Source organism: Streptomyces sp. NPDC002838, assembly GCF_040295365.1.
Taxonomy (GTDB): domain Bacteria; phylum Actinomycetota; class Actinomycetes; order Streptomycetales; family Streptomycetaceae; genus Streptomyces.
Genome location: NZ_JBEOVF010000096.1, coordinates 1 through 22,962, shown reverse-complemented (window position 1 = coordinate 22,962; position 22,962 = coordinate 1). Strand labels below are relative to the sequence as shown.

Genomic DNA, 22,962 nt, shown 5'->3' with positions numbered 1-22,962 from the left:
TTTTTTTTTCGTTTGCTTGTTGTTTTTGCAGATCCCCACCCCCCCCCCCCCCCCCGGGGGGGGGGGGGGGGGGGGGGGGGGGGGGCCCCGGGCCCCCCCCCCCCCCCCCGGCGCGCGAACCGCCATATCTTGCCTGATCGGTCTATTCACCGCGCGCAATCAGAACCGGTCGGGTATGGCCATCAATGGGCCAATAAGTGCACAATCGATGACACGAGATAGATGGCGGTGGGCATGGGACGCAAGGCTCGCGGGCGACGCGCCACTACGGTGGCGCTGCTGGCCGCCACGGTGACGGCCGCGCTGGCGGTGGGCTGCACGGGATCGGGCGCCCCGGCCGACGACGGGCGCGGCCAGGCGCGGACGCCCGCCCCGACCCAGAGCCCCGCGGACCCCGTCAGCCGCGCCGGCTCCGTGCTCGCGGTGAAGATCGACAACGTGCGCGCGGCCCGGCCCCAGACCGGCCTGAACTCCGCGGACGTCGTGTACGCCGAGCAGGTCGAGGGCGGGCTGAGCCGGCTGATGGCGGTGTACGCGACCGAGCTGCCCGAGGTCGTCGGGCCGGTGCGCAGCGCCCGCGAGTCCGACCTTGAGCTGCTGCGCCAGTTCGAGCGGCCGACGCTCGCCTTCTCCGGGGCCCACAGCAAGCTGACGCCCCTGATCAACAAGGCACCGCTGGACGCGCAGACGCCCGGCAAGGTGGCCGACGCCTACTTCCGCGACTCCGACAGGGCGTCGCCGCACAACCTCTACCTGCGCCCGAACAAGCTGCTGTCCTCCGCTCCGGGCGAGGACGCGCTGACGACCGGCTTCCGCTACGGCGCCGCGCCCGAGGGCGGTCAGCGGGAGACCTCGCGGACCGTGCGCTACCCGGCCGCGCGTTTCACCTTCACCTGGTCCGCGGACCAGGGCCGCTGGCTGGTCTCGCAGGACGGGAGGCCGACTGTGACGACCGACGGGAAGCGGGTGGCGCCCGCGACGGTGGTCGTGCAGCACGTGAAGGTGCGCCAGTCCGAATTCAGCGACTTCCTCGGCAGCAACTCGCCGTACACCGAGACGGTCGGCTCGGGGGAGGCCGAGGTACTGCGCGACGGCCGGGCCTACGACGTGCGCTGGGAGCGCGAGAAGGCGACGGACGGCACGGAGTTCACCACGAACGACGGTGCGCCCGTGAACTTCGCCCGGGGTCAGGTGTGGGTGGTGCTCGTGAAGGCCTGACCGGGCTCAGGGCCGTGTTCAGGGCTGCGTGACGAGGGGTTCCGCCGGGTTGCGGAGCCCCTCGGCCGCGTCGGAGACCCGCCGGATGAGGTCGAAGAAGACGGTCTGCTCCTCGGCGGAGAGCGGGGCCAGGAAGAGCTGGTTCATCCGGGCCGTGCGCACGGTCAGTTTGCGGTGCGTGCGCAGCCCCTCGTCGGTGAGGCGCAGCAGGAAGCGGCGGCCGTCCTGCGGGTCGCGCACCTTGTCGAGCAGTCCGCGCCGGCCGAGCCGGCTGATCACCTCGGCGATGGTGGACCGGTCCAGCCCCACCCGCTCCCCCACCGTGCGCTGGTCGAGTCCGGGTTCGGCGACGAGCGCGTTGAGGACCGCGAACTGCGGCGAGGTGATCTCCTCGGAGACCATCGTGTTCCACAGCAGGTAGTGCGCCTGCTGCAGCCGCCGGGCCAGGTGCCCGGGGTGGGTGGAGAGGTCCACCGCGGCCATACGCGCTCCCGAGATTGTATTCGTTGGTGTACTGAACATTACCGGGTGGCTGACCCACCTGTATGCGGGTCGTACACGTCACTGACCTCGGCTTTGCCAGAAGGCTTGACGCCTTGGTCCGCCGGTGGCAGCGTGAGGTGCACCTCGCTGAATACTCAGTGCCCTGACTAATTGCTCGTCGGGCGCTCGAACGGGATGGGGCTTCACGGATGGACAAGGTGGTCGCCACGGCCCTGGAGGCGGTGGCCGATGTGCCGGACGGTGCGTCGCTCGCGGTGGGCGGCTTCGGGCTGAGCGGTGTGCCGAACGTGCTGATCCAGGCACTGTACGAGCGGGGGGTCGGTGGCCTGAGCGTCGTCTCGAACAACTGCGGGGCGATGGACTCGGGACTGGCGGTGCTGCTGTCGGCCGGGCGGATCGCCCGGGTGACCGGCTCCTACATCGGCGCGAACAAGGAGTTCGCCCGCCAGTACCTCGGCGGGGAGCTGGAGGTGGAGATGATCCCGCAGGGCACGCTGGCCGAGAGGCTGCGGGCCGGCGGAGCCGGGATCCCCGCCTTCTACACCCCCGCCGGAGTGGGTACGCAGGTCGCCGACGGCGGACTGCCCTGGCGCTACGACGGCTCCGGTGGGGTTGCTCTGGCGTCGCCGCCGAAGGAGGTGCGGGAGTTCGACGGCACGGAGTATGTGCTGGAGCATGGGATCCGCACGGACTTCGCGCTGGTACGGGCGGCGAAGGGCGACCGGCACGGCAACCTCGTCTTCAACAAGTCCACCCGCAACTTCAACCCCCTCGCGGCCATGGCCGGCCGAGTGACGATCGCCGAGGTGGAGGAGCTGGTGGAGCCGGGCGAGATCGAACCGGACGCCGTGCATCTGCCGGGGATCTTCGTGCAGCGGGTCATCGCACTCACCCCGGAACAGGCCTGTGACAAGCAGATCGAACAGCGCACGATTTCCGCGCCTTTGGCACGAGGGACGGTGAGCAACTGATGGCCTGGACGCGTGAACAGATGGCCGCGCGGGCCGCCCGCGAGCTCGAGGACGGCCAGTACGTCAATCTCGGCATCGGCCTGCCGACCCTGATCCCCAACTACCTCCCGCCGGGCGTCGAGGTGATCCTGGAGTCGGAGAACGGCATCCTGGGCACCGGCCCCTACCCCACCGAGGACCAGGTCGACCCCGACCTGATCAACGCCGGCAAGGAGACCGTCACCGTCCTGCCCGGCGCCTCCTTCTTCGACTCGGCGCTGTCGTTCTCGATGATCCGCGGCGGGCACATCGACGTCGCCGTGCTCGGCGCCATGCAGGTCTCCGAGCGGGGCGACCTGGCCAACTGGGCCATTCCCGGAAAGATGATCACCGGCATCGGCGGGGCGATGGACCTCGTCCACGGGGCCCGCACGGTCATCGTCGTGATGACCCACACCGCCAAGGACGGCTCCCCCAAGATCCTCGCCGAGTGCGCGCTGCCGCTCACGGGCAAGGCGTGCGTGAACCGGATCATCACCGACCTCGGCGTCCTGGACGTCACGGAGGACGGCCTGGTGCTCGTCGAGACCGCGCCCGGCGTGAGCGTCGACGAGATCACCGGCAAGACCGACGCCAAGCTGACCGTCGCGGAGGGCCTGAAGTGAAGAACGTCTACATCGTCGACGCCGTCCGCACCCCGGTCGGCCGCTACAGCGGCGCCCTCGCCGCCGTACGTCCGGACGACCTGGCCGCGCACGCCATCCGTGAACTGCTCGGCCGTACACCGGAGTTGGACCCGTCCCGGATCGAGGACGTCTACTTCGGCAACGCCAACGGCGCCGGTGAGGAGAACCGCAACGTCGGCAGGATGGCCGCGTTGCTGGCCGGCCTGCCCACCTCCGTGCCGGGCGTGACCGTGAACCGGCTGTGCGCGTCCGGCCTCGAAGCGGTCATCCAGGCCGCCCGGGCCATCGCGGTCGGGGACGCCTCCATCGCCGTGGCGGGCGGAGTCGAGTCGATGACCCGGGCGCCGTACGTGCTTCCCAAGTCGGACAAGCCGTTCCCGGCCGGGCACGCCGAGCTGTACTCCACCACGCTGGGCTGGCGCATGGTCAACCCGAGGATGGAACCGCAGTGGACCGTCCCGCTGGGCGAGTCGGCCGAGCTCATCGCCGAGAAGCACAAGATCAGCCGGGAGCAGCAGGACGAGTTCGCGCTCAACAGCCACCGCAAAGCCGCGCAGGCTCAGGACGAGGGCCTGTTCGACGCCGAAATCGCGCCGGTGTCGATCCCGCAGCGCAAGGGCGACCCGGTGGTCTTCGCCGCCGACGAGTGCGTACGGCCGGATGCCTCGCTGGAGGCGATGGCCAGGCTGAAGCCTTCCTTCCGTACCTCCGAGGGGACGGTCACCGCCGGCAACGCCTCGCCGTTGAACGACGGCGCCGCCGCCCTGCTCCTGGTCGACGAGGAGGGCCTGAAGGCCACCGGCCGCGAGCCCCTCGCGCGCGTCTGCGCCACCGGCGTCTCCGCCCTCGACCCGCACTACTTCGGCCTCGCCCCCGTGGAGGCGGTCAACCGGGCCCTCGCCAAGGCAGGCAAGGGATTCGGCGATCTGTCGGTGCTGGAGCTCAACGAGGCGTTCGCCGCCCAAGTCCTCGGCTGTGTGGCCGAGTGGCCAGAGTTCGACCCGGCGATCCTCAACCCGCAGGGCGGTGCCATCGCCCTCGGCCACCCGCTGGGCGCCTCCGGTGCCCGTCTCGCCGGCACGGTCGCCCACCAGCTCGCCCGCCGGGGCGGCGGTACCGGCGTCGCCACCCTCTGCATCGGTGTGGGCCAGGGTCTCGCCCTCGTCCTCGAACGCTAGGAAGCGTTAGGAAACCCATGACTCTCACGCAAGCGGACATCGACCTGGAGATCGCGGCCGAGCACGCCGCGTACGAGAAGCGCGTCGCCGACGGCGCACCCGTCGAGCACCATCCGCGCCGCGACTACGCCCCGTACCGCTCCTCGGTGCTGCGCCACCCGAAACAGCCGCCGATCACCATCGACGTCGCCAAGGACCCGGAGCTGGTGGAGCTGTCCTCGCCCGCCTTCGGGGAGCGGGACATCACCGAGATCGACAACGACCTCACCCGGCAGCACCACGGCGAGCCGATCGGCGAGCGCATCACCGTCTCCGGCCGGCTGCTGGACCGGGACGGGCGGCCGGTCCGCGGGCAACTGGTGGAGATCTGGCAGGCGAACTCGGCCGGCCGCTACGCGCACCAGCGCGAACAGCACGACGCCCCGCTGGACCCGAACTTCACCGGCGTCGGCCGCACGATCACGGACACCGACGGCTTCTACCGCTTCACCACGATCCAGCCGGGCCCGTACCCGTGGCGCAACCACGTCAACGCCTGGCGGCCGGCCCACATCCACTTCTCGATGTTCGGTACGGCGTTCACGCAGCGGCTCGTGACGCAGATGTACTTCCCGAACGACCCGCTGTTCGACTACGACCCGATCCTGCAGTCCGTGACGGACGACGCCGCCCGGCAGCGCCTGGTCGCCACCTACGACCACAGCCTGTCCGTGCCCGAGTTCTCGCTCGGCTACCACTGGGACATCGTGCTGGACGGCCCGAACGCCACCTGGATCGAGGAAGGTCGCTGACCCGCCATGACGAAGATCGACACGAGCAGCCCGGAGAGCGTGCTGCCCACCCCCTCGCACACGGTGGGCCCCTTCTACGGGTACGCCCTGCCCTTCCCCGGCGGCGGTGACATCGCGCCCGTCGGCCACCCGGACACCATCACCGCCCAGGGGTATGTGTACGACGGCGAGGGCAAGCCGCTGCCGGACGCCTTCGTGGAGCTGTGGGGTCCCGACCCGGACGGCAGCCTGCCGACGGTCGACGGCTCGATGCGGCGCGATCCGGCGAGCGGCGGCTTCCTCGGCCGCAACGGCGTGGAGTTCACGGGCTGGGGCCGCATCCAGACCGACGCCAACGGCCACTGGTACGCGCGGACGCTGCGGCCCGGCGCGCGCGGGCGCAACGCCCCCTACCTCAGCGTCTGCGTCTTCGCCCGCGGCCTGCTGGTGCACCTGTTCACCCGGATCTACCTGCCCGGCGACGAGGCCGCCCTCGCGGCGGACCCGCTGCTGTCCCAGCTGGACGAGGAGCGACGCGGCACGCTGATCGCGGCGGACGCGGGCAAGGGAACGTACCGTTTCGACATCCGCCTTCAGGGCGAAGGCGAAACGGTCTTCCTGGAGTTCCAGTGACTTCTGCCGACGCGGCCACCGGCCTGCTCGCCCCTGGGTGGGCAGGCTCCCCCGCCGCGGCCGCGACGAGCGACGACGCCTTCCTCCGGGCGCTGCTCGACGCGGAGGCCGCGCTGACCCGCGCCCAGGCCGCCCTGGGGCTCGCCCCGGACGAGGCCGCGACGGCGGTGACCGAGGCGGCCCACGCGGACCGCTTCGACGTACGCTCCCTCGCCGAGCGCGCCCGCGGCGGCGGGAACCCGGTGATCCCGCTGGTGGCGGACCTGACGAAGGCGGTCGGCGAGGAGTACGGCCCGTACGTCCACCGGGGCGCCACCAGCCAGGACATCATGGACACGGCGATGATGCTGGTCGCGGAGCGAACACTGGACCGGGTCCTCGACGACCTCGGCCGCACCGAGCGGGCGCTGGCCCGGCCGGCCGCCGAACACCGGGACACGGCGATGCCGGGCAGGACGCTGACCCAGCACGCCGTACCGACGACGTTCGGGCTGAAGGCGGCGGGGTGGCGGTCGCTGGTGCTCGACGCACGGGACCGCGCCACAGCAGTACGGGACGGCCTGCCCGCCCAACTCGGCGGTGCCGCCGGGACGTTGGCGGCGTTCTCCGCGTACGGCGCCGAGGACGCGACCGCGCTCCCGGCCGCGTACGCCCGTGAACTCGGGCTCCGGGAACCACTGTTGCCCTGGCACACGCTCCGCACCCCCATCGCCGACCTCGCCGGGTGCCTGGCCTTCACCGCCGGGGCGCTCGGCAAGATCGCCGCGGACGTGCTCACGCTCTCCCGCACCGAGATCGCCGAGGTGGCGGAGGGCGGCGGCGGCGGTTCCTCGGCCATGCCGCACAAGGCCAACCCCGTACGGTCCACACTGATCGCGGCCGCCGCCCGGCGTGCACCGCAGCTCGCGGCAACGCTGTACGGCTCGCTGGCGGCGGAGGACGAGCGGCCGGCCGGGGCCTGGCACGCCGAGTGGGAACCGCTGCGCGACCTGCTCCGGCTGGTCGGCGGCGCCGCCCGGGACGCCGCCGAGCTGGCCGAGGGGCTGCTGGTCCACGCGGACACCATGCGCGAACATCTGGGTCTCACCCACGGGTTGGTCGTCTCCGAGCGGCTGTCCGCCGAGTTGGCCCCCGTGCTGGGGCGGACCCGCGCCAAGGCCCTGCTCACGGACCTCGCCCGACGGACGTACACCGAGGGGCGGAGCCTGCGCGAACTCCTTTCCGGGGAGCCGGAGTTGAAGGACGTCGATCTCGACGAGCTCACCGACCCCGCCCGTTACACCGGCTCCGCCGGAACCCTCACCGACCGTGCTCTGGAGCGACGTTGACCGAGAAACTCCTCAACCACCGCGCCGAGGGGCCCACCACCGCTCCCCCGCTGATACTCGGGCCCTCACTGGGCACGTCGTACGCCCTGTGGGACAAGATCGCGCCCGAGCTGTCCGTCGGACACCGGGTGATCCGCTGGGACCTGCCCGGACACGGCGGCTCCGCGGCCGATCTCATTCGCCCCGGCGCCAGCGTCGGTGATCTCGCGGATCTGGTGCTGGCGCTCGCCGACTCCCTCGGCGTGGGGCGGTTCGCGTACGCCGGGGTGTCGCTGGGCGGTGCGGTGGGCCTGCATCTGGCCGTGCACCATCCGGAGCGGGTGTCGTCGCTCGCGGTGATCTGCTCCTCGGCCCACTTCAACGGCTCCAGGCCGTGGGAGGAGCGGGCCGAGCGCGTGCGGCGCGACGGCTTGGAGTGGCTGGTGGAGAGTGCCGGCGCCCGCTGGTTCACGCCCGGTTTCACCGTGCCGGAGCTCGTCCGGGACCACCGGGACGCCGACCGCGAGGCGTACGCCGCCTGCTGTGACGCGCTGGCCGCGTTCGACCTGCGCGACCGGCTGGCCGGGATCCGTGTGCCCACGCTGCTGGTCGCGGGACGGGAGGATCCGGCGACCCCGCCGGCGCATCTGCGGGAGATCGCGGACGCGGTGCCGGGCGCCGCGCTCGTCGAGCTGCCGGGCGCCTCGCACCTGGCGCCCGCCCAGTGTCCGGAGGCCGTCCTGACCGCGCTGCGGGCGCACCTCGGCGGACCGGCCCCGCGCGGCATGGAGGTGCGGCGCGAGGTGCTCGGCGACGCGCACGTGGACCGGGCGCAGGCCCGGCAGACCTCCTTCACCGCGCGCTTCCAGGACTTCATCTCCCGCTACGCCTGGGGCGAGATCTGGACCGACCCGACGCTCACCCGCCGCGAACGCAGCATGATCACTCTGACGGCCCTGGTCGCGCACGGCCACTACGACGAGCTGGCCATGCATGTGCGGGCCGCCCGGCGCAACGGGCTCACGCCCGAGGAGATCGGTGCGGTGCTGCTCCAGACGGCCGTGTACTGCGGGGTTCCGGCGGCGAACTCGGCGTTCGCGGCGGCCCAGCGCGTACTGGCGGAAGAAGAAGGGTGAGCATGCTGGTCGTAGCTTCGACAGCACCTCGCACATGTCCGCACCACGTGCCTACGGTGGAGGCATGTCGACCCTCCTGATCAGCGGTGCCACCTCAGGTCTCGGCCGGTACGTCGCCTTCGAACTCGTCCGCTCCGGCCATGTCGTCCTCGCGCACGGGCGCGACCGGGGCCGCACCGAACGGCTCGTCGAGGAACTGCGCACCGAGGGCGAGGCGCACGGCTTCGTCGCCGACCTGGCCTCGCTGGCCGAAGTGCGCGAGCTGGGCGCGCGGGTCACCGAGGCCCATCCCGAGCTCGACGTACTGATCAACAACGCGGGGGTGGGCTTCGGTACGCCCGGCTCCGGCCGCGAGCTGAGCGCCGACGGGCATGAACTTCGGCTGGCGGTCAACTACTTGGCGCCGGTCGCCCTGACCCGCGCCCTGCTGCCCGTGCTGCGCGCCAACGCGCCCGCGCGGATCGTCAACGTCGGCTCGGCCGGCCAGGAGCCCTTCGACCTCGACGACCCCGAGTTCACCCGCGGCTACAACGGCGTCGACGCGTACCGCCGCAGCAAGTTCGCCCTCGCGGCCCATACGTTCGCCCTCGCCGAGGAGCTGGAGGGCACCGGCGTCTCGGTGAACGTACTGCACCCGGCGACCTTCATGGACACGGCGATGGTCCGGGAGGGCGGCGTCGGCCCCTGGAACACGGTCGCCGACGGCGCTCCGGGCGTACTGGCGCTGGCCACTGAGGACCTCGGCACCGGCCGCTACTTCGACGGCACGCGTCCGGCGAGGGCGCACGAGGGCACGTACGATCCCCACGTCCAGAAGCGGCTGGCGGCGGTCACGGACCAGCTGCTGGACATCTGAACTACCCGGGCCCGCGCCCCGACTCCAGCACCGCCTCCGCCTGCGCCGCCAGCCCGTCCGCCCCGCAGGACCGCGCGAGCGCCAGGCCCCGGTTCAGTTCGGACACCGAGCGGGAGAGGATGCCGTACTCGACGCGGGCCGCCGCGTGTTCGTACTGGCAGGGCGAGGCCTCCAGGTAGGTGACCGCCTGCGCGGCCAGCCGGACCGCCCGCTGGCCGGTCTCCAGCGCGGCGGCGCAGCGCAGGGCCTCGCCGATGGCCGTGTCGGTGCCGAGGCGTTCGGCGTGCCGGCGGACGTCGGTGGCGAGCCGGGCGGCGCGGCCCGGGTCCTCCGTGGCGAGGGCGCGGGCGAGGTCGACGGCCCAGGGGACCAGCACCGGGTTGTGGTGGCCGCGGGCCGCGGCGGCCTTCTCGGCGGCCTCCAGTTCGTTGATGCCGTCCTTGGCGCGGCCGACGGCGAGCAGCAGGCGGCCGCGCACGGAGCGCGGGTCGGGCAGCACGATGGTGGACGGGTACGGCGGGGCGAAGCCGTACTGTTCGGCGATCGCCCAGGCCTCGTCGACGTGGCCGCGGACGAGCAGCGTGTCGACCAGGTTGCAGGTCGCCGACCAGTACAGGGGCAGGCCGCGGCCGACGCGCTCGGCGAGGCGCAGCGACTCGCGCAGGGACGTCTCCGCCTCCCTCAGCCGGCCGCGCCTGCGGTGGCCGAGACCGAGGTAGGCGTGGGCCAGGGCGAGGTGGCCGCCGCTCCAGCCGGCGCTCTCGTAGGCGCGCAGGGCCTCGGTGTAGAGGCTTTCCGCGCGGTCGAGGCGGTCGGTGTAGGCGTAGGAGGCGGCCAGCATCATGAGGAGTTCGACTCCCCACTCGCTGTCGGTCCAGCCGAGTCCGGGGGCGAGCCTGCCGTTGACGAGGGCGCGGTCGCACAGCTCGACGACCTCCTCGGCGTTCTCACCGTGGGTCATGGCGTCGAAGCCGCGCAGGATGAGCAGGGCGCGCTCGGAGTTGTCCCGGCCGGTGCAGGTGCGGGCGAGTTCGGCGAGCCGCTGAGAGCGTCCCGGCGAGGTCGCCTCGCCCGCGTGGACGCCCTCCCACATGTACTGCACGGCCTGCAGCCGCATCCGGGTGGGACCGGTCTCGTGCCGGGCGGCCTCCGCCTCGACCGTGCGGACGGCCTCCTCCAGCTGGTCGTTGTGCAGGAGTGCCTGGGAGAGGCGGATGACGGCCTCGACGCGCTCGCCGCCGTCGAGGCCCGGCATGGCGAGCGCGGTCTGCAGGTGGTCGATGGTCGTGGCGGGCGCGGTCAGCAGGGTGGCGCAGCCGAGTTCGTAGAGCACGCGCGCGTGGACCTCGGGCGCCGGGGGTTCCAGCAGGGCGCGTTCGAGGCAGCGGCGGGCCGCGTCGGGGGCGCCGACGGCGACGTGCTCGCGGGCGGCCTCGCGCAGCTGCTCGACGAGTTCCTCGTCGTCGTCCGGGTGGACCTGGAGGAGGTGGCGGGCGGCGGCCGCGGCGCCGAGCCCGGAGTCGGTGACGACCTGGGCGGCGATGCCGTGCATCGCGGTGCACAGTGCGGGCGGGATGGACTCGTAGACGGCGGTGGCGATGAGCGGGTGCACGAACTCCAGGTCACCGCCGCCCGCCTGGGTGTTCGCGGGGTCGGGCGCGGTGAGGATGCGGGCGGTGCGCAGCAGTTCGGCGCAGCGCACGGCGTCCTCGCGGCCCAGGGTGGCGAGCTTGGCCACCAGGTCGACGGAGATGCCGGTGCCGAGGATGGCGGCCGCCCAGGCGAACCGGGTGGCGTCTATGCCGAGTTCCTCCAGGCGGGCGACGAGGCCGCCGCCGCGGGCCGAGCGGTTCAGGGCGCGCAGTTCGCCGGCCGCGCCCTCGGTCGGCTCCAGTTCGCTGTCCCGCACCTTGGCGAGGAGCTCGACGGTCTCGTACGGGTTGCCGTCGGTGACGGCCCAGACCTCGCGGCAGAACGGGCCGTCGGCGTGCTCACCCAGGGTGGCGCGGGTGAGCCCGGCGGTCCCGTCCGGGGTCAGGGCGCTGAGCGTGGTGGCGGGGCCGCCCGCGGCGGCGGCGACCGCCTCGAGGAGGCGGGCGCTCTCGCCGGACACCTCGCCGGGGCGGCGGGCCACTACGACCAGCACGGACAGCTCGTCGAGGCGTTCGGCGAACGCGGCGAGCCAGCGCAGGGTCTCCTGGTCGGCCCAGTGGGCGTCGTCGATCAGCAGCACGAGCGGCCAGTCGCGCCGGGCCAGCCGGCGTACGGCGGCGACCAGGCCGTCGGTGACGCCCTGCGGGTCGGCCTGCCGCTCACCGGGCTCGGCGATGCCGAGGGCGGGGCCTGCGATGTCGTACCAGTCGCCGAGGTACTCGCGGGCCTCCTCGGGCAGCAGCGACAGGAGGGCGGGTTGCAGCAGCTGTCGTACGACGTTGAAGGGGACGGACCTGAGGGTCTGGCCGCCGCGGGCCGACCACACCGCGCAGCCGCGCCGTTCGGCGATGCGGCGGGTCTCGGCCAGCAGGGCGGTTTTGCCGAAGCCCGCCTCGCCGCGGATCATCAGCAGGCCGCCCGGGGAGGTGCCGTCCGCGCACAGGGTGTCGACCGCCCGGACGACGGCGGCGACTTCCTCGTCGCGCTCCCACAGCGAGGCCGAGACGGCCTCCGTGGGCCGTGCCTCCGTCATTCCGCTACCTCCCCAAGTCGCCCGAATGACGTACAGACCTTGAGCGTAGCCGTCCGGCTGCCGAAGCGGAGGCCGGTCCCGGTACCTGTTGCCATGACGGGTGACGTGGGGTACGGGACGGCGACGCGCCCTGGCCGCGACCAGCGGACACCAGTCTTGACCATCAGTCAGAGACCTGGGGCACAAGCCCATTGACGTTGACGAGAAGCCCCTTTCCCAAGGCCGGTGCGCCTCGTACTGGAATGAGCCGAATTCAGCCGTTCCGGACGCACCGGAACGAGCCGATCCGCGCCTCTCTCATCCGACTTTCAGCGAGGGCTCATACGGTGGGGCCATGACGCAGGTGACTCCTCCCGGGTGGTATCCCGATCCGGGCCAGACAAGTGACGCTCCTCCCACCGAGCGCTGGTGGGACGGCAAGGCATGGACGGACCGGACCCGCCCCGCGGGATCGGCCGCCGCATGGGGTCCGCCGGCGCAGTCGCCGGCCGGGGTGTACCCGGCGCATCCGGGCTATCCGGGGTATCCCGTGCAACCGCCCGCCGGCTCGCGGCGCGGGCTGCGCACGGCCATCGCGGCGGGCGTGGCGGTCGTGGTCCTCGCGTGCATCGGCGTGGGCGTGTACGCGCTGTCCGGCGACGGCGGCGGGAGCGACAACACCGCCGACTCCCGGCAGAGTCCGGACGGACAGGGCGGCCCCTTCGGCGGGGGCTCCGGCGGTTCAGGGGGCTCGGGAGGCCAGTCGCCCTCGCCCGACCAGTCCGAGCCGCCGAAGATCGAGAGCGGTTCGGTGACCGACGTGGTCGACGGGATCAGCCTTCCCATCCCGAAGGGCTGGTACGGCCAGGAGATCTCGGTCGGCGCCCAGGTCACGTCGAACGACTCCTACGACTGCCCCGGCGACACCTCCAAGACGTGCACGAAGGGTGGCGCGTACTCGGCCCCCGCCCTGGCGCTCGGCACCAAGGGCAGCACCGCCGAGGAGGTGGCGAAGGCCGACATCTCGGCCAACGCCGAGGAGTCCTACGGCGGCAAGAGCTACGGCGAGATCACGTCCCACGACGTGCTGGCGTCCAAGGCGGTGACCGTGGCCGGACAGAAGGGCTACATGGTCCGCTGGAAGGCGGTCACGAGCAAGGGATCCGACGGCTACGTCCAGTCGCTCGCCTTCCCCTCCCCCGCGAACCCCCAGCAGATGGTCGTCGTCCGTCTCGGTGTCGACGTCGGGGAGACGCAGTCCGCCCTCGACACCATCACCAAGGGCATCAAGGTGTCGACCGGCGGCGGCAACGGACAGGACGTCTGACGTCCCGTCCCCTCCGCCCCGGGACACCGGTCGGCCGGGTGGGGCGCCTCTCCGCTCACGAGGAACCCCACCCGGCCGGGGGGTGCGCGCCGCCCCCGTCCCCACGGTGCGGCGCGAGCAGATCACCGTCCGGTCATCCCATGGACGGCGACCTGAGTCTCAGGTGAGGCCGAGCGACGGCAGCACCGCGGCCTCCACGAAGCAGACCAGGTAGTCCTGGTCGGCGTACTCCCCGTCCACGACGGGCCGGGCGCGTACAACGCCGAACATCTGCGCCGGGATGTATTCCAGCGCGGGGTGGTCGGCGGCGATCTCACCGCGCTCGACCCCGCGCCGCAGGATCTCCCGCAGCGCGGCGATCTCCGGATCGACGATCGCCTCGCGCAGCGCCCGCGCGAGGTCCTCGTCCTGGGTCAGGGCATGACCGAGGGCCTGCAGCAGCTTGGTGTCCGTCGTCGACCACCGGCCCACGGCCCGTGCGGCTTCCCGCAGATCCTCGGCGAGCGACCCGGTGTCGATACCGTCCAGGCGCGACCGCCGGCGGGAGCGCAGGGCGGCCACCACGAACTGCGGTTTGGTCTTCCACTGCCGGTAGAGGGTGGACTTGCTGCACCGCGTGCTGGCGGCGACCCCCTCCATGGTGACGGCTTCGTATCCGCATTCGCGGACCTGCTCGAGCACGGCGTCGAGAAACTCCTGCTCACGCTCCGGCGTGATCTTGGAGCGGCGCGAGGCGGCGACCGTCTCCGGTCCGTCCGCGGCCTGCGACGTCATCGGCTTCCTTCTCCTCACCCGCGCTCCGCGCCCGAGGGGCCCGTATTCCCAGTGTGCCGACATCTCCAGTGTGTCGTACGTCTATCGATACGCCACTGTACCGAAACAATTCCGTTTCGGTACAGTGGCGTATCGGAACGTCTTCGTATCGATGACAGTCGGCCGTCGGCGTTCCGATGAGCTCGACGTGCTCGGCGAGTCAGAACCTCGGCCGACACCACCAACGCACCACCGTCACCGAAGGGGCCGGGGGATGAATGCCCGCACCGAGCCTGCACAAGCGACGCCGGGCGGCATAGCCCGGCCACCGCTCGTCCGTGAACTCCTGCTCGTCGCAGGGCTCTTCCTCGTCTACAAGCTCGGCCGGCAGCTGGCGACGGGCCACACCGCCGAGGCCTTCCGCAACGGGCACCGCGTGTGGGACCTGGAGCGGGCCGTCGACCTGCCCGGCGAGGGCTCGGCGCAGTCCCTGCTGCTGCACGGCGACACGCTGGCGCACATCGCCAACACCTACTACGCGACCGTCCACTTCCCGGCCACCGCGGCCTTCCTGATCTGGCTCTACCTGCGGCGCCCGGCGCACTACGTGTGGGCCCGCCGCGTGCTCGCCGCACTCACCGCCGCCGCCCTGGTACTGCACCTGCTGTTCCCGCTGGCCCCGCCGCGCATGCTCGCCGCGACCGGCCTGGTGGACACGGCGCGGGTGTACGGCCCCTCGGTGTACGGCCCGCCGCAGACGGATCAGCTGTCGAACCAGTTCGCCGCGATGCCCTCGTTGCACTTCGGCTGGGCGCTGATGCTGGCGATCGGCCTGATCGTGGCCACCCGGTCCCGTTGGCGTTGGCTGTGGTTGCTGCATCCGCTGCTGACCCTGCTGGTGATCGTCGGGACGGCGAACCACTACTGGCTCGACGCGCTCGTGGCCGGCGCCCTGCTCGGCCTCGCGCTCGCGGTGATCCACCTGCCGCACCGGTCGGCGACCACTGCGGGACGGGTACGGGAGAAGCTCGTACCGGCCGGGGAGACCGCCGCCGGGGAGAACGTCCTGGTCGGAGCGGGCCGGTGAACGCCACCCTCCTCGCCGTCGTCCTGTCCCTCTTCTCCGCCGTCGCCTACGCGGCCGCGGCCGTGGCCCAGGAACGCCTGGCCTCCCGCGACCCGGGCTCGGGGCTGGTGCGGCTGCTGGGCTCGGGCGCCTGGTGGTGGTCGGTCGTGCTCAACGCGTCGGCCGCGCTGCTGCACGTCGTCGCCCTCAAGTACGGCCCGCTGACCGTGGTCCAGCCGCTGGGCGCGCTCACGCTGGTCGCCGCGGTGCCCCTGGGGGCGCGGGTCGCGGGGCGGCGGGTCAGCGCGGTGGAGTGGCGGGGCACCGTTTTCACCCTGGTCGGCCTGGCCGCGATCCTCGTCACCGCGTCCGGGCCCGCGCCCGAGGAGGTGCTGAGCGTGTCCGAGGCGCTGACGGTGGCGGCGGTCACGGCCGCGCTGATCGGCGTGCTGGCGGGGCCGGGCGCCCGGCCGGGGCTGAGGCACGCCGGCGCGTCCGGTTTCGCCTCCGGTGTCGCCTCGGCGCTCACCCAGACCGTGACGGTGGCCGTGGCGGATCGCACCGGTCCGCTGCTCAGCGTGCAGGTGATCGGGGTGGCGCTGCTGGTCGCGGCCTTCGCGACGGCCGGGCTGCTGCTGTCGCAGACGGCCTACCGAGGCGGCCTCGGCGCCCCACTCGCCGTGGTGACCCTGGCCAATCCGGTGGCCGCCGCGGTGATCGGGCTGGCCCTGCTGGGCGAGCGGCTCCAGGGCGGCGCGGCGGGCGTGCTGCTCGCGCTGGCGGGAGCGGGGCTCGCGTCCTGGGGTGTCGTCCTGCTGAGCCGCACGGCACCCCACGTCGACGAGGACGACGACCACCCCGTGGCCGCCGTACTGGCGCTGGAGCCCGGATCGGCGACGGCGGAGCCGGCGCTGATGCCCCGGCCGGCTGAGCCGGGGCACCTCACGCGACTGTGAGAACCAGCGGGTTCAGCCCAGCCCGCGCGAGTCCTGCTTGAGCGCGGTGTCGACGGTGAGGGCCGTCGCCACGACGAGGCTCAGCAGCGGCTCGGGCAGCTGGTAGTGGATCTGCAGGACGTAGTTGTCGGCGGTCGTGAACATCGTCTTGGCGAGGCCTTCCCAGGTCTTCGTGATCCGGGCGACCTCGTTCTCGGTGTGGTCGACGATCGCGAAGTTCCACGCCCGCCAGTTCTCCGCCTTGATCGCGCCGACCCGCTGCCCGTCCACGTTCATCGCGAAGTTGATCTTGCCGATGACGTTCTGCTGGACGATCTCGCCCACCGGCTGACCGTCCGGACGCTGCACGATCACCCGCGACTTGAGGAACTTCCTGGGCCGCGTCAGCAGCAGCACCGGCTGACCGTAGGCGTCGCGGATCTCCAGCCGGTGGGTCATGAACTGGTCGATGCTGGCCACGAAGCGCAGGACCTTCTTCAGCGCGCTCTGCCCGACCTGAACGACCGAGCCGAGCTGGTTGCCGTTCTGATCCATGACCTTGTACTCGTTGGTCAGCTCGATCAGCTTGGCCTTCTGGTTCACCACCAGCACCGGCTCGGTGAACAGGCTGCCGCCGCCGGGGCCGCCCGCCGCGACCCCGGCCTGCTGCCGCACCTGCCGCTGCACCCGGGGATCCGGTCCGGCCGGCTGCTGGGGCATCTGCGGCGCGGCCTGGGCCTGCTGGGGCGGACTGGCCTGCTGGGCCGGGTTCGTGTGCTCGGTCCAGCGCGCGCCGTCCCAGTAGCGGAGCGTCTGGGCCGCTCCGTGCGGATCCGGGTACCAGCCTGCAGGTGTGTTCGATTGCGTGGTCACCGAGGCACACTACCCCGGCACCATCGGTTTCCGGCCAGCCGGGCGAGGGGCCCCGCGCGAGGCTTTACTCCGTCATGACCGCCGGGTCGCTCACCCCCGGCCGCCCGTTCTCGACGTGCCCGGCGAAGCGCCGCAGGAACGCCGGGTCGGCGTCGGAGGTGACGGTCAGGTCGTACCAGCGCCCGCTCGCCGTGAGGTCGACGGTGTGCCGCACGGTGGCGCCGGCGCGCACGGTGAAGGTCCTGGCCCGGCCGCCGTATCCGCTGCCGACCTTCAACCGCACCGTGCGCGAGCCCTTGTTCGTCAAGGACAGCATGACGTCGTCGCCCGTATGACGGGCGGTGACCTCGGGTCCGGCGGTCTTGTTCGGGCCCTTGAAGACGCACAGGAAGCCGTTCGGGCCGTGCACGGTCAGGTCGTACAAGCCGTTCGAGTACGCCGAGTTCCAGGTGTCGGCGATGGTCTTGCCGGCCTCGGTGGTGTAACTCCACGGCCCGTCGGTGCGGTTGCCGGAGGTCACCAGGAACGCGGCACCGGCCTTGGCGCCGGAGGCGAAGGTGAGGGTGAGCTTCCCGGCCGCCGCGTCCACCGCACCGTCCACGTACGGCGCGTACGTGAGCGGGCGGGCGAGGCGCAGGCCGCGTTCCTGCCGGGGCAGGGCTCCCTGGGCGGGCGGGGTCGGCTTGTAGTCGGGGTGGCGCTCACGGTCCGGGGGCTCGTAGCCGTCGGTGTCGGGCAGCGCGACCGGCCGGGTGTCCTTGCGGGAGAAGTCGAAGGCCGAGGTCAGGTCGCCGCAGATGGCGCGCCGCCAGGGCGAGATGTTCGGCTCGCGCACGCCGAAGCGGCGCTCCATGAAGCGGAGGATCGAGGTGTGGTCGAGCGTCTCGGAGCAGACGAAACCGCCCTTGCTCCAGGGCGAGACGACGAGCATCGGCACGCGCGGGCCGAGCCCGTAGAAGCCGGCGACATGGGTCTTGCTGCCCTCGAAGAGGTCCGGGCCGACATCGACCGTGGACTTGCCCTGCGCGTCGGACTTCGGCGGGAGCGGCGGCACCAGGTGATCGAAGAAGCCGTCGTTCTCGTCGTACGTGACGAACAGGGCCGTCTTCGCCCACACCTCCGGGTTCGAGGTGAGCGCGTCCAGGACCTGGGCGATGTACCAGGCGCCATAGTTCGAGGGCCAGTTGGAGTGCTCGGTGAAGGCTTCCGGGGCGGCGATCCAGGAGATCTGCGGCAGTTTTCCGGCCTGGACGTCCGCCCTCAGCCGGTCGAAGTAGCCGTCGCCGTTCTTGACGTCGGTGCCGGTGCGGGCCTTGTCGTAGAGCGGGTCGCCGGGCTCGGCGCCCCGGTACTTGTCGAAGTAGAGCAGCGAGTTGTCGCCGTAGTTGCCGCGGTAGGCGTCCTCGATCCAGCCCCAGGAACCCTTCGCGTCCAGGCCGTCGCCGATGTCCTGGTAGATCTTCCAGGAGATCCCGGCCTGCTCCAGACGCTCGGGGTAGGTCGTCCAGCCGTAGCCGAGCTCGTCGTTGCCGAGGACGGGGCCGCCACCGGTGCCGTCGTTGCCGGTGTAACCGCTCCACATGTAGTAGCGGTTCGGGTCGGTGGAGCCGATGAAGGAGCAGTAGTACGCGTCGCAGATCGTGAACTTGTCGGCGAGCGCGTAGTGGAAGGGGATGTCCTCACGGGTGAGGTACGCCATGGTCGTGGTGCCCTTCGCGGGCACCCACTGGTCGTACTTGCCCTCGTTGTAAGCCTGCTGGCCGTCGGGCCAGCTGTGCGGCAGGCCCTCCAGGAACTGCATGCCGAGGTCGTCGGCGGTCGGGTGGAAGGGCAGCAGGTCCTTGGTGCCGTCCGACTGGTGCCAGACCGACTTGCCGCTCGCGAGCGTGACCGGATGCGGGTCGCCGAAGCCGCGGACGCCCCTCAGCTTGCCGAAGTAGTGGTCGAAGGAACGGTTCTCCTGCATCAGGACGACGATGTGCTCGACGTCCTCGATGGACCCCGTGCGGTGGTTGGCCGGGAGTGCGGCGGCGCGCTCGATGCTGGCGGACAGAGCCGTGAACGCCGTGGTGGCACCCGCGATCTGGAGGAATCTGCGCCGGTTGACTTCGGGCATGAGTGAGGGACCTCTTCCCTTGAGGGTGGTGACCGGCCGGATCGTGACGGAATGCGCGCGGAAGGAGTGTTCCAGGAGCACCAAACGTCAGGGAAGGGTCCGATGGCGCCCGTGTGAAAGTCGTCGGTACTTGAGGTGTGCCGGTCCCGGAGTGGGGGATGGTCGCGAGATGCCGAAGTCCAGCACCCGCGGCCCGTCCGGGGCCAGGATCACGTTCGCGGGCTTCAGGTCGCGGTGGACCACCGACCTGCGGCGGGCGCGCACACCTGGTCCTGCTTCCTGCGCACCCCGGGGCTCGGGGCCTGCTGACTTACAATGTCTTGGACAGAAGCGTTTTCCCGGCAGATGGCGGCAACAACGCCCGGGGCGTGCTCGGCCCGCTCAGGGGGCGGCCGTCTGTAAGCAGCGCAGACCTTCTCGAATCGCCCGTACTGGACACGGTTCTCGTCGGCGAGGGGAAGGAGCAGGATGAAGGGCTCCACCCAGCGCGTCGGCACGCGGCCGTCCTCGTTGGACGGCATCGCGACGGCCGTGCTCGACGCTCGGGGCACCGTGCTGTGCTGGTCCCGGGAGGCCGCGGAGCTGCTGGACCGGACGGCCGGGGAGGTCTGCGGTCACCCGGTCCTGCGCCTGCTCGCCGAAGCCCCGGAGCCGGAGTGGCGGGACCAGCCTGTCGGGGCCGGAGTGGCGGCGGGCCGGGCGCTGCTGCGACACCGCCGCGGTGACGCGGTCGAGGTCGTCTTCCGGGTGCTGCCGCTGGAGGCCCGCGCCGAGTTTCTCGTGCTGGCCGCACCCGTCGGGCTCGTGAGCGACGGGGAGCAGGGTGCGGCCCTCCTGCGTGCCCTGCTCGCCCAGGACCGGATCGGGATCGGCATCCACGACACCGACCTGACCGTCGTGCGGACCAACATCACCCCCGAGCTCTTCGGCGGCCCCGCCCTGCCCCCCGGCGGCCGACTGGCGGACGTGATGTCCCCGCAGGACGCCGAGGCCGCCGAGGCGGCGCTGCGCCGGGTGCTCGCCACGGGCGTACCGCTGGTCGGACACGAGCAGCGGATGCGCTCGCCGCAGGTTCCCGGGCGGCAGTGGTCCTTCTCGCTGTCCGCCGTCCGGCTGGAGGACGCCCACGGGCATCCGATGGGCGTGGCCGCGCTGGTCACCGACGCCACCGCGCAGCAGCGGGCCCGCGACTACCTGCAGCTGCGCCACGAGGCCTCGGCCCGGATCGGCGCATCCCTCGACGTAACGCGCACCGCCCAGGACCTGGCCGACGTCCTCGTCCCGGCCCTCGGCGACCTGGCCACGGTGGACCTGGCCGAGGCCGTGCTCGAAGGCGACGAGCCCATGAAGATCCCCGGCGCGGGACAGCTGCACCTGCGCCGGGCCGCGGTGGCCTCGGCCGCCGGCCCCTGGCCCGCCGCCCTCCTCCAGGTGGGCGCGGCAATCCCCCGGATGCCGGACATGCCCGTCATGCGGCACCTGCAGCGCGACGGGGCTGTCATCATCGACCCGACGGCGGCCGCCGGCAGGTACCCGGAACTGCTCCGCCAGTTCTTCCCCGAACATGCGCACTCGGCCCTTGCCGCCTCGCTGTTCGCGCGCGGCCTGCGGCTCGGCGGCGTGGTGCTCTGGCGCACCGACCGGCCCGAGGCCTTCGACGAGCAGGACGCGGACCTGCTGGCCGAAATCGCCTCGCGGGCCGCGCTGAGCGTAGACAATGCCCGCCGCTACACCCGCGAACACCGCGCGGCCGTCGCCCTGCAGCAGCGCCTGCTCCCGCGCGCCACCACCGACACCCCGGCCGCCCAGACCGTGGGCGCCTACCGGCCCGCCGGCGGCGGCGCCGAGATCAGCGGCGACTGGTTCGACGTGATCCCGCTGCCCTCGCTGCGGACCGCCCTGGTCGTCGGCGACGTCATCGGCCACGGCCTGCACGCCACCGCCACCATGGGGCGGCTGCGCACCGCCGTGCAGACCCTGGCCGACCTGGAACTGGGCCCCGAGGAGCTTCTCGCCCACCTCGACGACCTCGTCGCCCGGCTCGCCGCCGAGACCGACCCCGGACACCGCGACACGGTCGGCGCTACCTGCCTGTACGCCGTCTACGACCCCATCACCCGCCACTGCACCCTGGCCAGCGCCGGGCACCCGCCCCCCGTCCTGGTCCGGCCCGACGGCATCACCCAGCTCATTGACATCTCCCCCGGCCCGCCACTGGGCGCGGGCGGCCTGCCCTTCGAAACCACCACCCTCACCCTGGACCCCGACAGCGTCCTGGCCCTGTACACCGACGGCCTCATCCACCGCCACGACCCCGACGTCGGCCTCCGGCACCTGGCCGACCGCCTTGCCGCACACTGCCGCCCCGGCCGGGCCCTGGACGAGATCGGCAGTGCCCTCCTCTTCGACGCCCCCGACCCTGCGCCCCGCGACGACATCGCCCTGCTCCTCGCCCGCACCCGTGCCCTGCCGCCGGACGCCACCCCGGCGTGGGAGTTCCCCGCCGACCCCGCTGTCGTCGCCCACGCCCGCGAGGCGGCCACCCGCCAGCTGGCCGCCTGGGGACTGGACCAGGCCGCCTTCACCACCGAACTGGTCGTCAGCGAACTGGTCACCAACGCCATCCGCTACGCCGGCGGCCCCATCGGGCTGCGCCTCATCCGCGACACCACCGTGCTCGTCTGCGAGGTAACCGACTCCAGCAACACCCAGCCCCGTCTGCGTCGCGCACGCACCACCGACGAGGGAGGCCGCGGCCTGTTCCTCGTCGCGCAGCTCACCGCGCGCTGGGGCAGCCGCTACGGCCCCTCCGGCAAGACCATCTGGGCCGAGCAGCCCATCCTCCCCGCCTGACCGCCGACGCGGCCCGCCGCTTCGCGGGGCTTGCCGTCGCGCCGGACGGTGCGCTGCTGCTGTCGGCGGCAGACCGAGAGCAAGGACGGCCCCGGCAACTACGGCCTCCTCGACCAGCAGGCGGCCCTGCGCTGGGTCAAGGCCAACATCTCCCGCTTCGGCGGCGACCCGAAGAACGTCACCATCGCGGGGCAGTCCGCCGGCGTCGGCACCCGAACGGCTCCGGTACGCCGTTCTGGCTCAAGTTCCGTGAGCGGACGGGCGAGTTGATGTCGCTGGTCGCCTGCGACACCTCTCCGGCGAGCGGTGACGCGCCGGCCGCCTGTTCCAAGGCGAGCCGGAACTTCGAGGAGGAGCACAACCTCGACTTCTGGGAGAGCCTGCCGTCCTGACGAGCTCAACGGACTCGGGGCAGCACCTGTTCTCCGAAAGTCCGCAGTGCCCACTCGAGTTGCGGGAGGCTGCCGCGGTTGGCCAGCCACATCCGGCGGACGCCCGAGGCCGCGAGATCCGAGATGCGCCGGACCCAGTCCGCCCAGTCTCCCGCCATTCCCCATCGGGCCACGGCGAACTCGGTGAGCCCTAGGGCCCTGAGGAGTTCGTTGCTTCCCCCGGGCCGCTGGTGATCGGCCAGGGCGTACTGCCGCACGTACTCCCGGACAGCGTCGTGGTGGCGTTCGGGAAGCAGCCGGCCCTCGACGCCGCCATGGTCGAGACCCGCCGGCGCGGTGCTCCCCTCCGGCAGGGGAGGCAGGAGGGGAGCACCGCACTGATCACCGAATTCACGGACCCCGGGCCGGCTTCGCGCTTTTGGAGGTCCGGATCGACTCACTCGGTGTCCTGCTCGGTAAGGTCGTCGACCTTTTCCTTGTCCTTACGCCACGCGGCGTAGCTCAGCCAGACCACCGCCAGCACGGTCCCACCGAAGAGAACGAGCGTCCAGATCAGGGTTTCCATATCCATGGGTCAGACCTCCTCTTCCTGGGGGGCGGGCGGCTGTTCGTCGTCGGTGTCCGGTGTGCCGCGACCTATCTTCCGCGAGAACAGGTTGTTGAGCAGCAGCATCGCGACGAGGACGAGCGTCCACTGGAGCACCATGGTGCCGATGCTGAACGTCTGGAACGGGTCGTACCAGG

At 72.1% G+C, this 22,962-nt stretch carries 21 protein-coding genes and 1 pseudogene; 15 read left to right on the top strand and 7 right to left on the bottom strand.

From position 1 onward, the window contains the following. Positions 1-234 precede the first annotated feature (234 nt). Positions 235-1,218, top strand: a complete 984-nt coding sequence (locus ABT063_RS49950) for a DUF3048 domain-containing protein (RefSeq protein WP_351068600.1) — start codon at positions 235-237, stop codon at positions 1,216-1,218. Between the two features lie 18 nt (positions 1,219-1,236). On the opposite strand, the gene ABT063_RS49945 is transcribed toward ABT063_RS49950, so the two are convergent. Beyond that, entirely contained in the window at positions 1,237-1,701 is a 465-nt protein-coding gene (locus ABT063_RS49945; protein WP_351068599.1) for a MarR family winged helix-turn-helix transcriptional regulator, read from the bottom strand. Positions 1,702-1,910: 209 nt separating this feature from the next. Here ABT063_RS49945 and ABT063_RS49940 point away from each other — a divergent pair, with 209 nt between their 5' ends. The 8 genes from ABT063_RS49940 to ABT063_RS49905 all read left to right on the top strand — a co-directional run bounded on the left by ABT063_RS49940 (position 1,911) and on the right by ABT063_RS49905 (position 9,238). Next, complete coding sequence (locus tag ABT063_RS49940; RefSeq protein ID WP_351068597.1) at positions 1,911-2,693, top strand: CoA transferase subunit A; 783 nt, start codon at positions 1,911-1,913, stop codon at positions 2,691-2,693. Continuing rightward, entirely contained in the window at positions 2,693-3,337 is a 645-nt protein-coding gene (locus ABT063_RS49935) for a CoA transferase subunit B (RefSeq protein ID WP_351068595.1), read from the top strand. The genes ABT063_RS49940 and ABT063_RS49935 overlap by 1 nt, the downstream gene beginning before the upstream one ends. Then, complete coding sequence (locus tag ABT063_RS49930) at positions 3,334-4,536, top strand: thiolase family protein (RefSeq protein WP_351068593.1); 1,203 nt, start codon at positions 3,334-3,336, stop codon at positions 4,534-4,536. Before ABT063_RS49935 ends, ABT063_RS49930 begins: the two co-directional genes overlap by 4 nt. Before the next feature lie 17 nt (positions 4,537-4,553). Beyond that, positions 4,554-5,327 carry a protocatechuate 3,4-dioxygenase subunit beta gene (gene pcaH / locus ABT063_RS49925; protein WP_351068591.1) on the top strand — a complete coding sequence of 258 codons (774 nt, stop codon included), beginning with the start codon at positions 4,554-4,556 and terminating at the stop codon, positions 5,325-5,327. Between the two features lie 6 nt (positions 5,328-5,333). Then, positions 5,334-5,939: a protocatechuate 3,4-dioxygenase subunit alpha gene (pcaG, locus tag ABT063_RS49920; protein ID WP_351068590.1), complete on the top strand. Its 606-nt coding sequence runs from the start codon at positions 5,334-5,336 to the stop codon at positions 5,937-5,939. Beyond that, positions 5,936-7,267 carry a 3-carboxy-cis,cis-muconate cycloisomerase gene (pcaB, locus tag ABT063_RS49915; RefSeq protein ID WP_351068588.1) on the top strand — a complete coding sequence of 444 codons (1,332 nt, stop codon included), beginning with the start codon at positions 5,936-5,938 and terminating at the stop codon, positions 7,265-7,267. The genes pcaG and pcaB overlap by 4 nt, the downstream gene beginning before the upstream one ends. Further along, positions 7,264-8,382, top strand: coding sequence for a bifunctional 3-oxoadipate enol-lactonase/4-carboxymuconolactone decarboxylase PcaDC (gene pcaDC / locus ABT063_RS49910; RefSeq protein WP_351068586.1), 1,119 nt, complete (start codon positions 7,264-7,266; stop codon positions 8,380-8,382). Before pcaB ends, pcaDC begins: the two co-directional genes overlap by 4 nt. 64 nt (positions 8,383-8,446) lie before the next feature. Continuing rightward, positions 8,447-9,238, top strand: coding sequence for an SDR family NAD(P)-dependent oxidoreductase (locus ABT063_RS49905; RefSeq protein WP_351068583.1), 792 nt, complete (start codon positions 8,447-8,449; stop codon positions 9,236-9,238). 1 nt (position 9,239) lies between these two features. Here ABT063_RS49905 and ABT063_RS49900 read toward each other — a convergent pair whose 3' ends face one another. After that, positions 9,240-11,924: an ATP-binding protein gene (locus tag ABT063_RS49900; protein ID WP_351068581.1), complete on the bottom strand. Its 2,685-nt coding sequence runs from the start codon at positions 11,922-11,924 to the stop codon at positions 9,240-9,242. A gap of 334 nt (positions 11,925-12,258) precedes the next feature. On the opposite strand from ABT063_RS49900, the gene ABT063_RS49895 reads away from it, so the two are divergent. Then, entirely contained in the window at positions 12,259-13,230 is a 972-nt protein-coding gene (locus ABT063_RS49895) for a DUF2510 domain-containing protein (RefSeq protein ID WP_351068579.1), read from the top strand. Positions 13,231-13,389: 159 nt separating this feature from the next. On the opposite strand, the gene ABT063_RS49890 is transcribed toward ABT063_RS49895, so the two are convergent. After that, on the bottom strand, positions 13,390-14,004 hold the full coding sequence (locus ABT063_RS49890) for a TetR/AcrR family transcriptional regulator (RefSeq protein WP_351068577.1): 615 nt from the start codon (positions 14,002-14,004) through the stop codon (positions 13,390-13,392). 253 nt (positions 14,005-14,257) lie between these two features. Here ABT063_RS49890 and ABT063_RS49885 point away from each other — a divergent pair, with 253 nt between their 5' ends. Beyond that, positions 14,258-15,070: a phosphatase PAP2 family protein gene (locus tag ABT063_RS49885; protein ID WP_351068576.1), complete on the top strand. Its 813-nt coding sequence runs from the start codon at positions 14,258-14,260 to the stop codon at positions 15,068-15,070. Then, complete coding sequence (locus ABT063_RS49880) at positions 15,067-16,005, top strand: DMT family protein (protein ID WP_351068573.1); 939 nt, start codon at positions 15,067-15,069, stop codon at positions 16,003-16,005. Before ABT063_RS49885 ends, ABT063_RS49880 begins: the two co-directional genes overlap by 4 nt. Positions 16,006-16,017: 12 nt before the next feature. On the opposite strand, the gene ABT063_RS49875 is transcribed toward ABT063_RS49880, so the two are convergent. Beyond that, a complete protein-coding gene (locus ABT063_RS49875) occupies positions 16,018-16,857 on the bottom strand; it encodes an LURP-one-related family protein (protein WP_351068571.1) in 840 nt (279 codons plus the stop codon). Positions 16,858-16,921: 64 nt separating this feature from the next. After that, a complete protein-coding gene (locus ABT063_RS49870) occupies positions 16,922-18,973 on the bottom strand; it encodes a phosphocholine-specific phospholipase C (protein ID WP_351068568.1) in 2,052 nt (683 codons plus the stop codon). A gap of 468 nt (positions 18,974-19,441) precedes the next feature. Here ABT063_RS49870 and ABT063_RS49865 point away from each other — a divergent pair, with 468 nt between their 5' ends. The 3 genes and pseudogenes from ABT063_RS49865 to ABT063_RS49855 all read left to right on the top strand — a co-directional run bounded on the left by ABT063_RS49865 (position 19,442) and on the right by ABT063_RS49855 (position 22,218). Continuing rightward, positions 19,442-21,826 carry a SpoIIE family protein phosphatase gene (locus ABT063_RS49865; protein ID WP_351068567.1) on the top strand — a complete coding sequence of 795 codons (2,385 nt, stop codon included), beginning with the start codon at positions 19,442-19,444 and terminating at the stop codon, positions 21,824-21,826. A 75-nt stretch (positions 21,827-21,901) separates the two neighbouring features. Next, positions 21,902-22,030 (top strand): annotated as a pseudogene (locus tag ABT063_RS49860) (carboxylesterase family protein); the annotation flags it as partial. A 65-nt stretch (positions 22,031-22,095) separates the two neighbouring features. Further along, positions 22,096-22,218 (top strand): hypothetical protein, encoded by a 123-nt coding sequence (locus ABT063_RS49855; RefSeq protein ID WP_351068565.1) that lies wholly within the window; start codon positions 22,096-22,098, stop codon positions 22,216-22,218. A gap of 5 nt (positions 22,219-22,223) precedes the next feature. Here the strand turns inward: ABT063_RS49855 and ABT063_RS49850 are convergent, their stop codons facing one another. Both ABT063_RS49850 and ABT063_RS49845 read right to left on the bottom strand, forming a co-directional pair. Continuing rightward, a complete protein-coding gene (locus ABT063_RS49850) occupies positions 22,224-22,475 on the bottom strand; it encodes a hypothetical protein (RefSeq protein ID WP_351068563.1) in 252 nt (83 codons plus the stop codon). A 179-nt stretch (positions 22,476-22,654) separates the two neighbouring features. After that, positions 22,655-22,789 carry a hypothetical protein gene (locus ABT063_RS49845; protein WP_351068560.1) on the bottom strand — a complete coding sequence of 45 codons (135 nt, stop codon included), beginning with the start codon at positions 22,787-22,789 and terminating at the stop codon, positions 22,655-22,657. Positions 22,790-22,962: the final 173 nt, after the last annotated feature.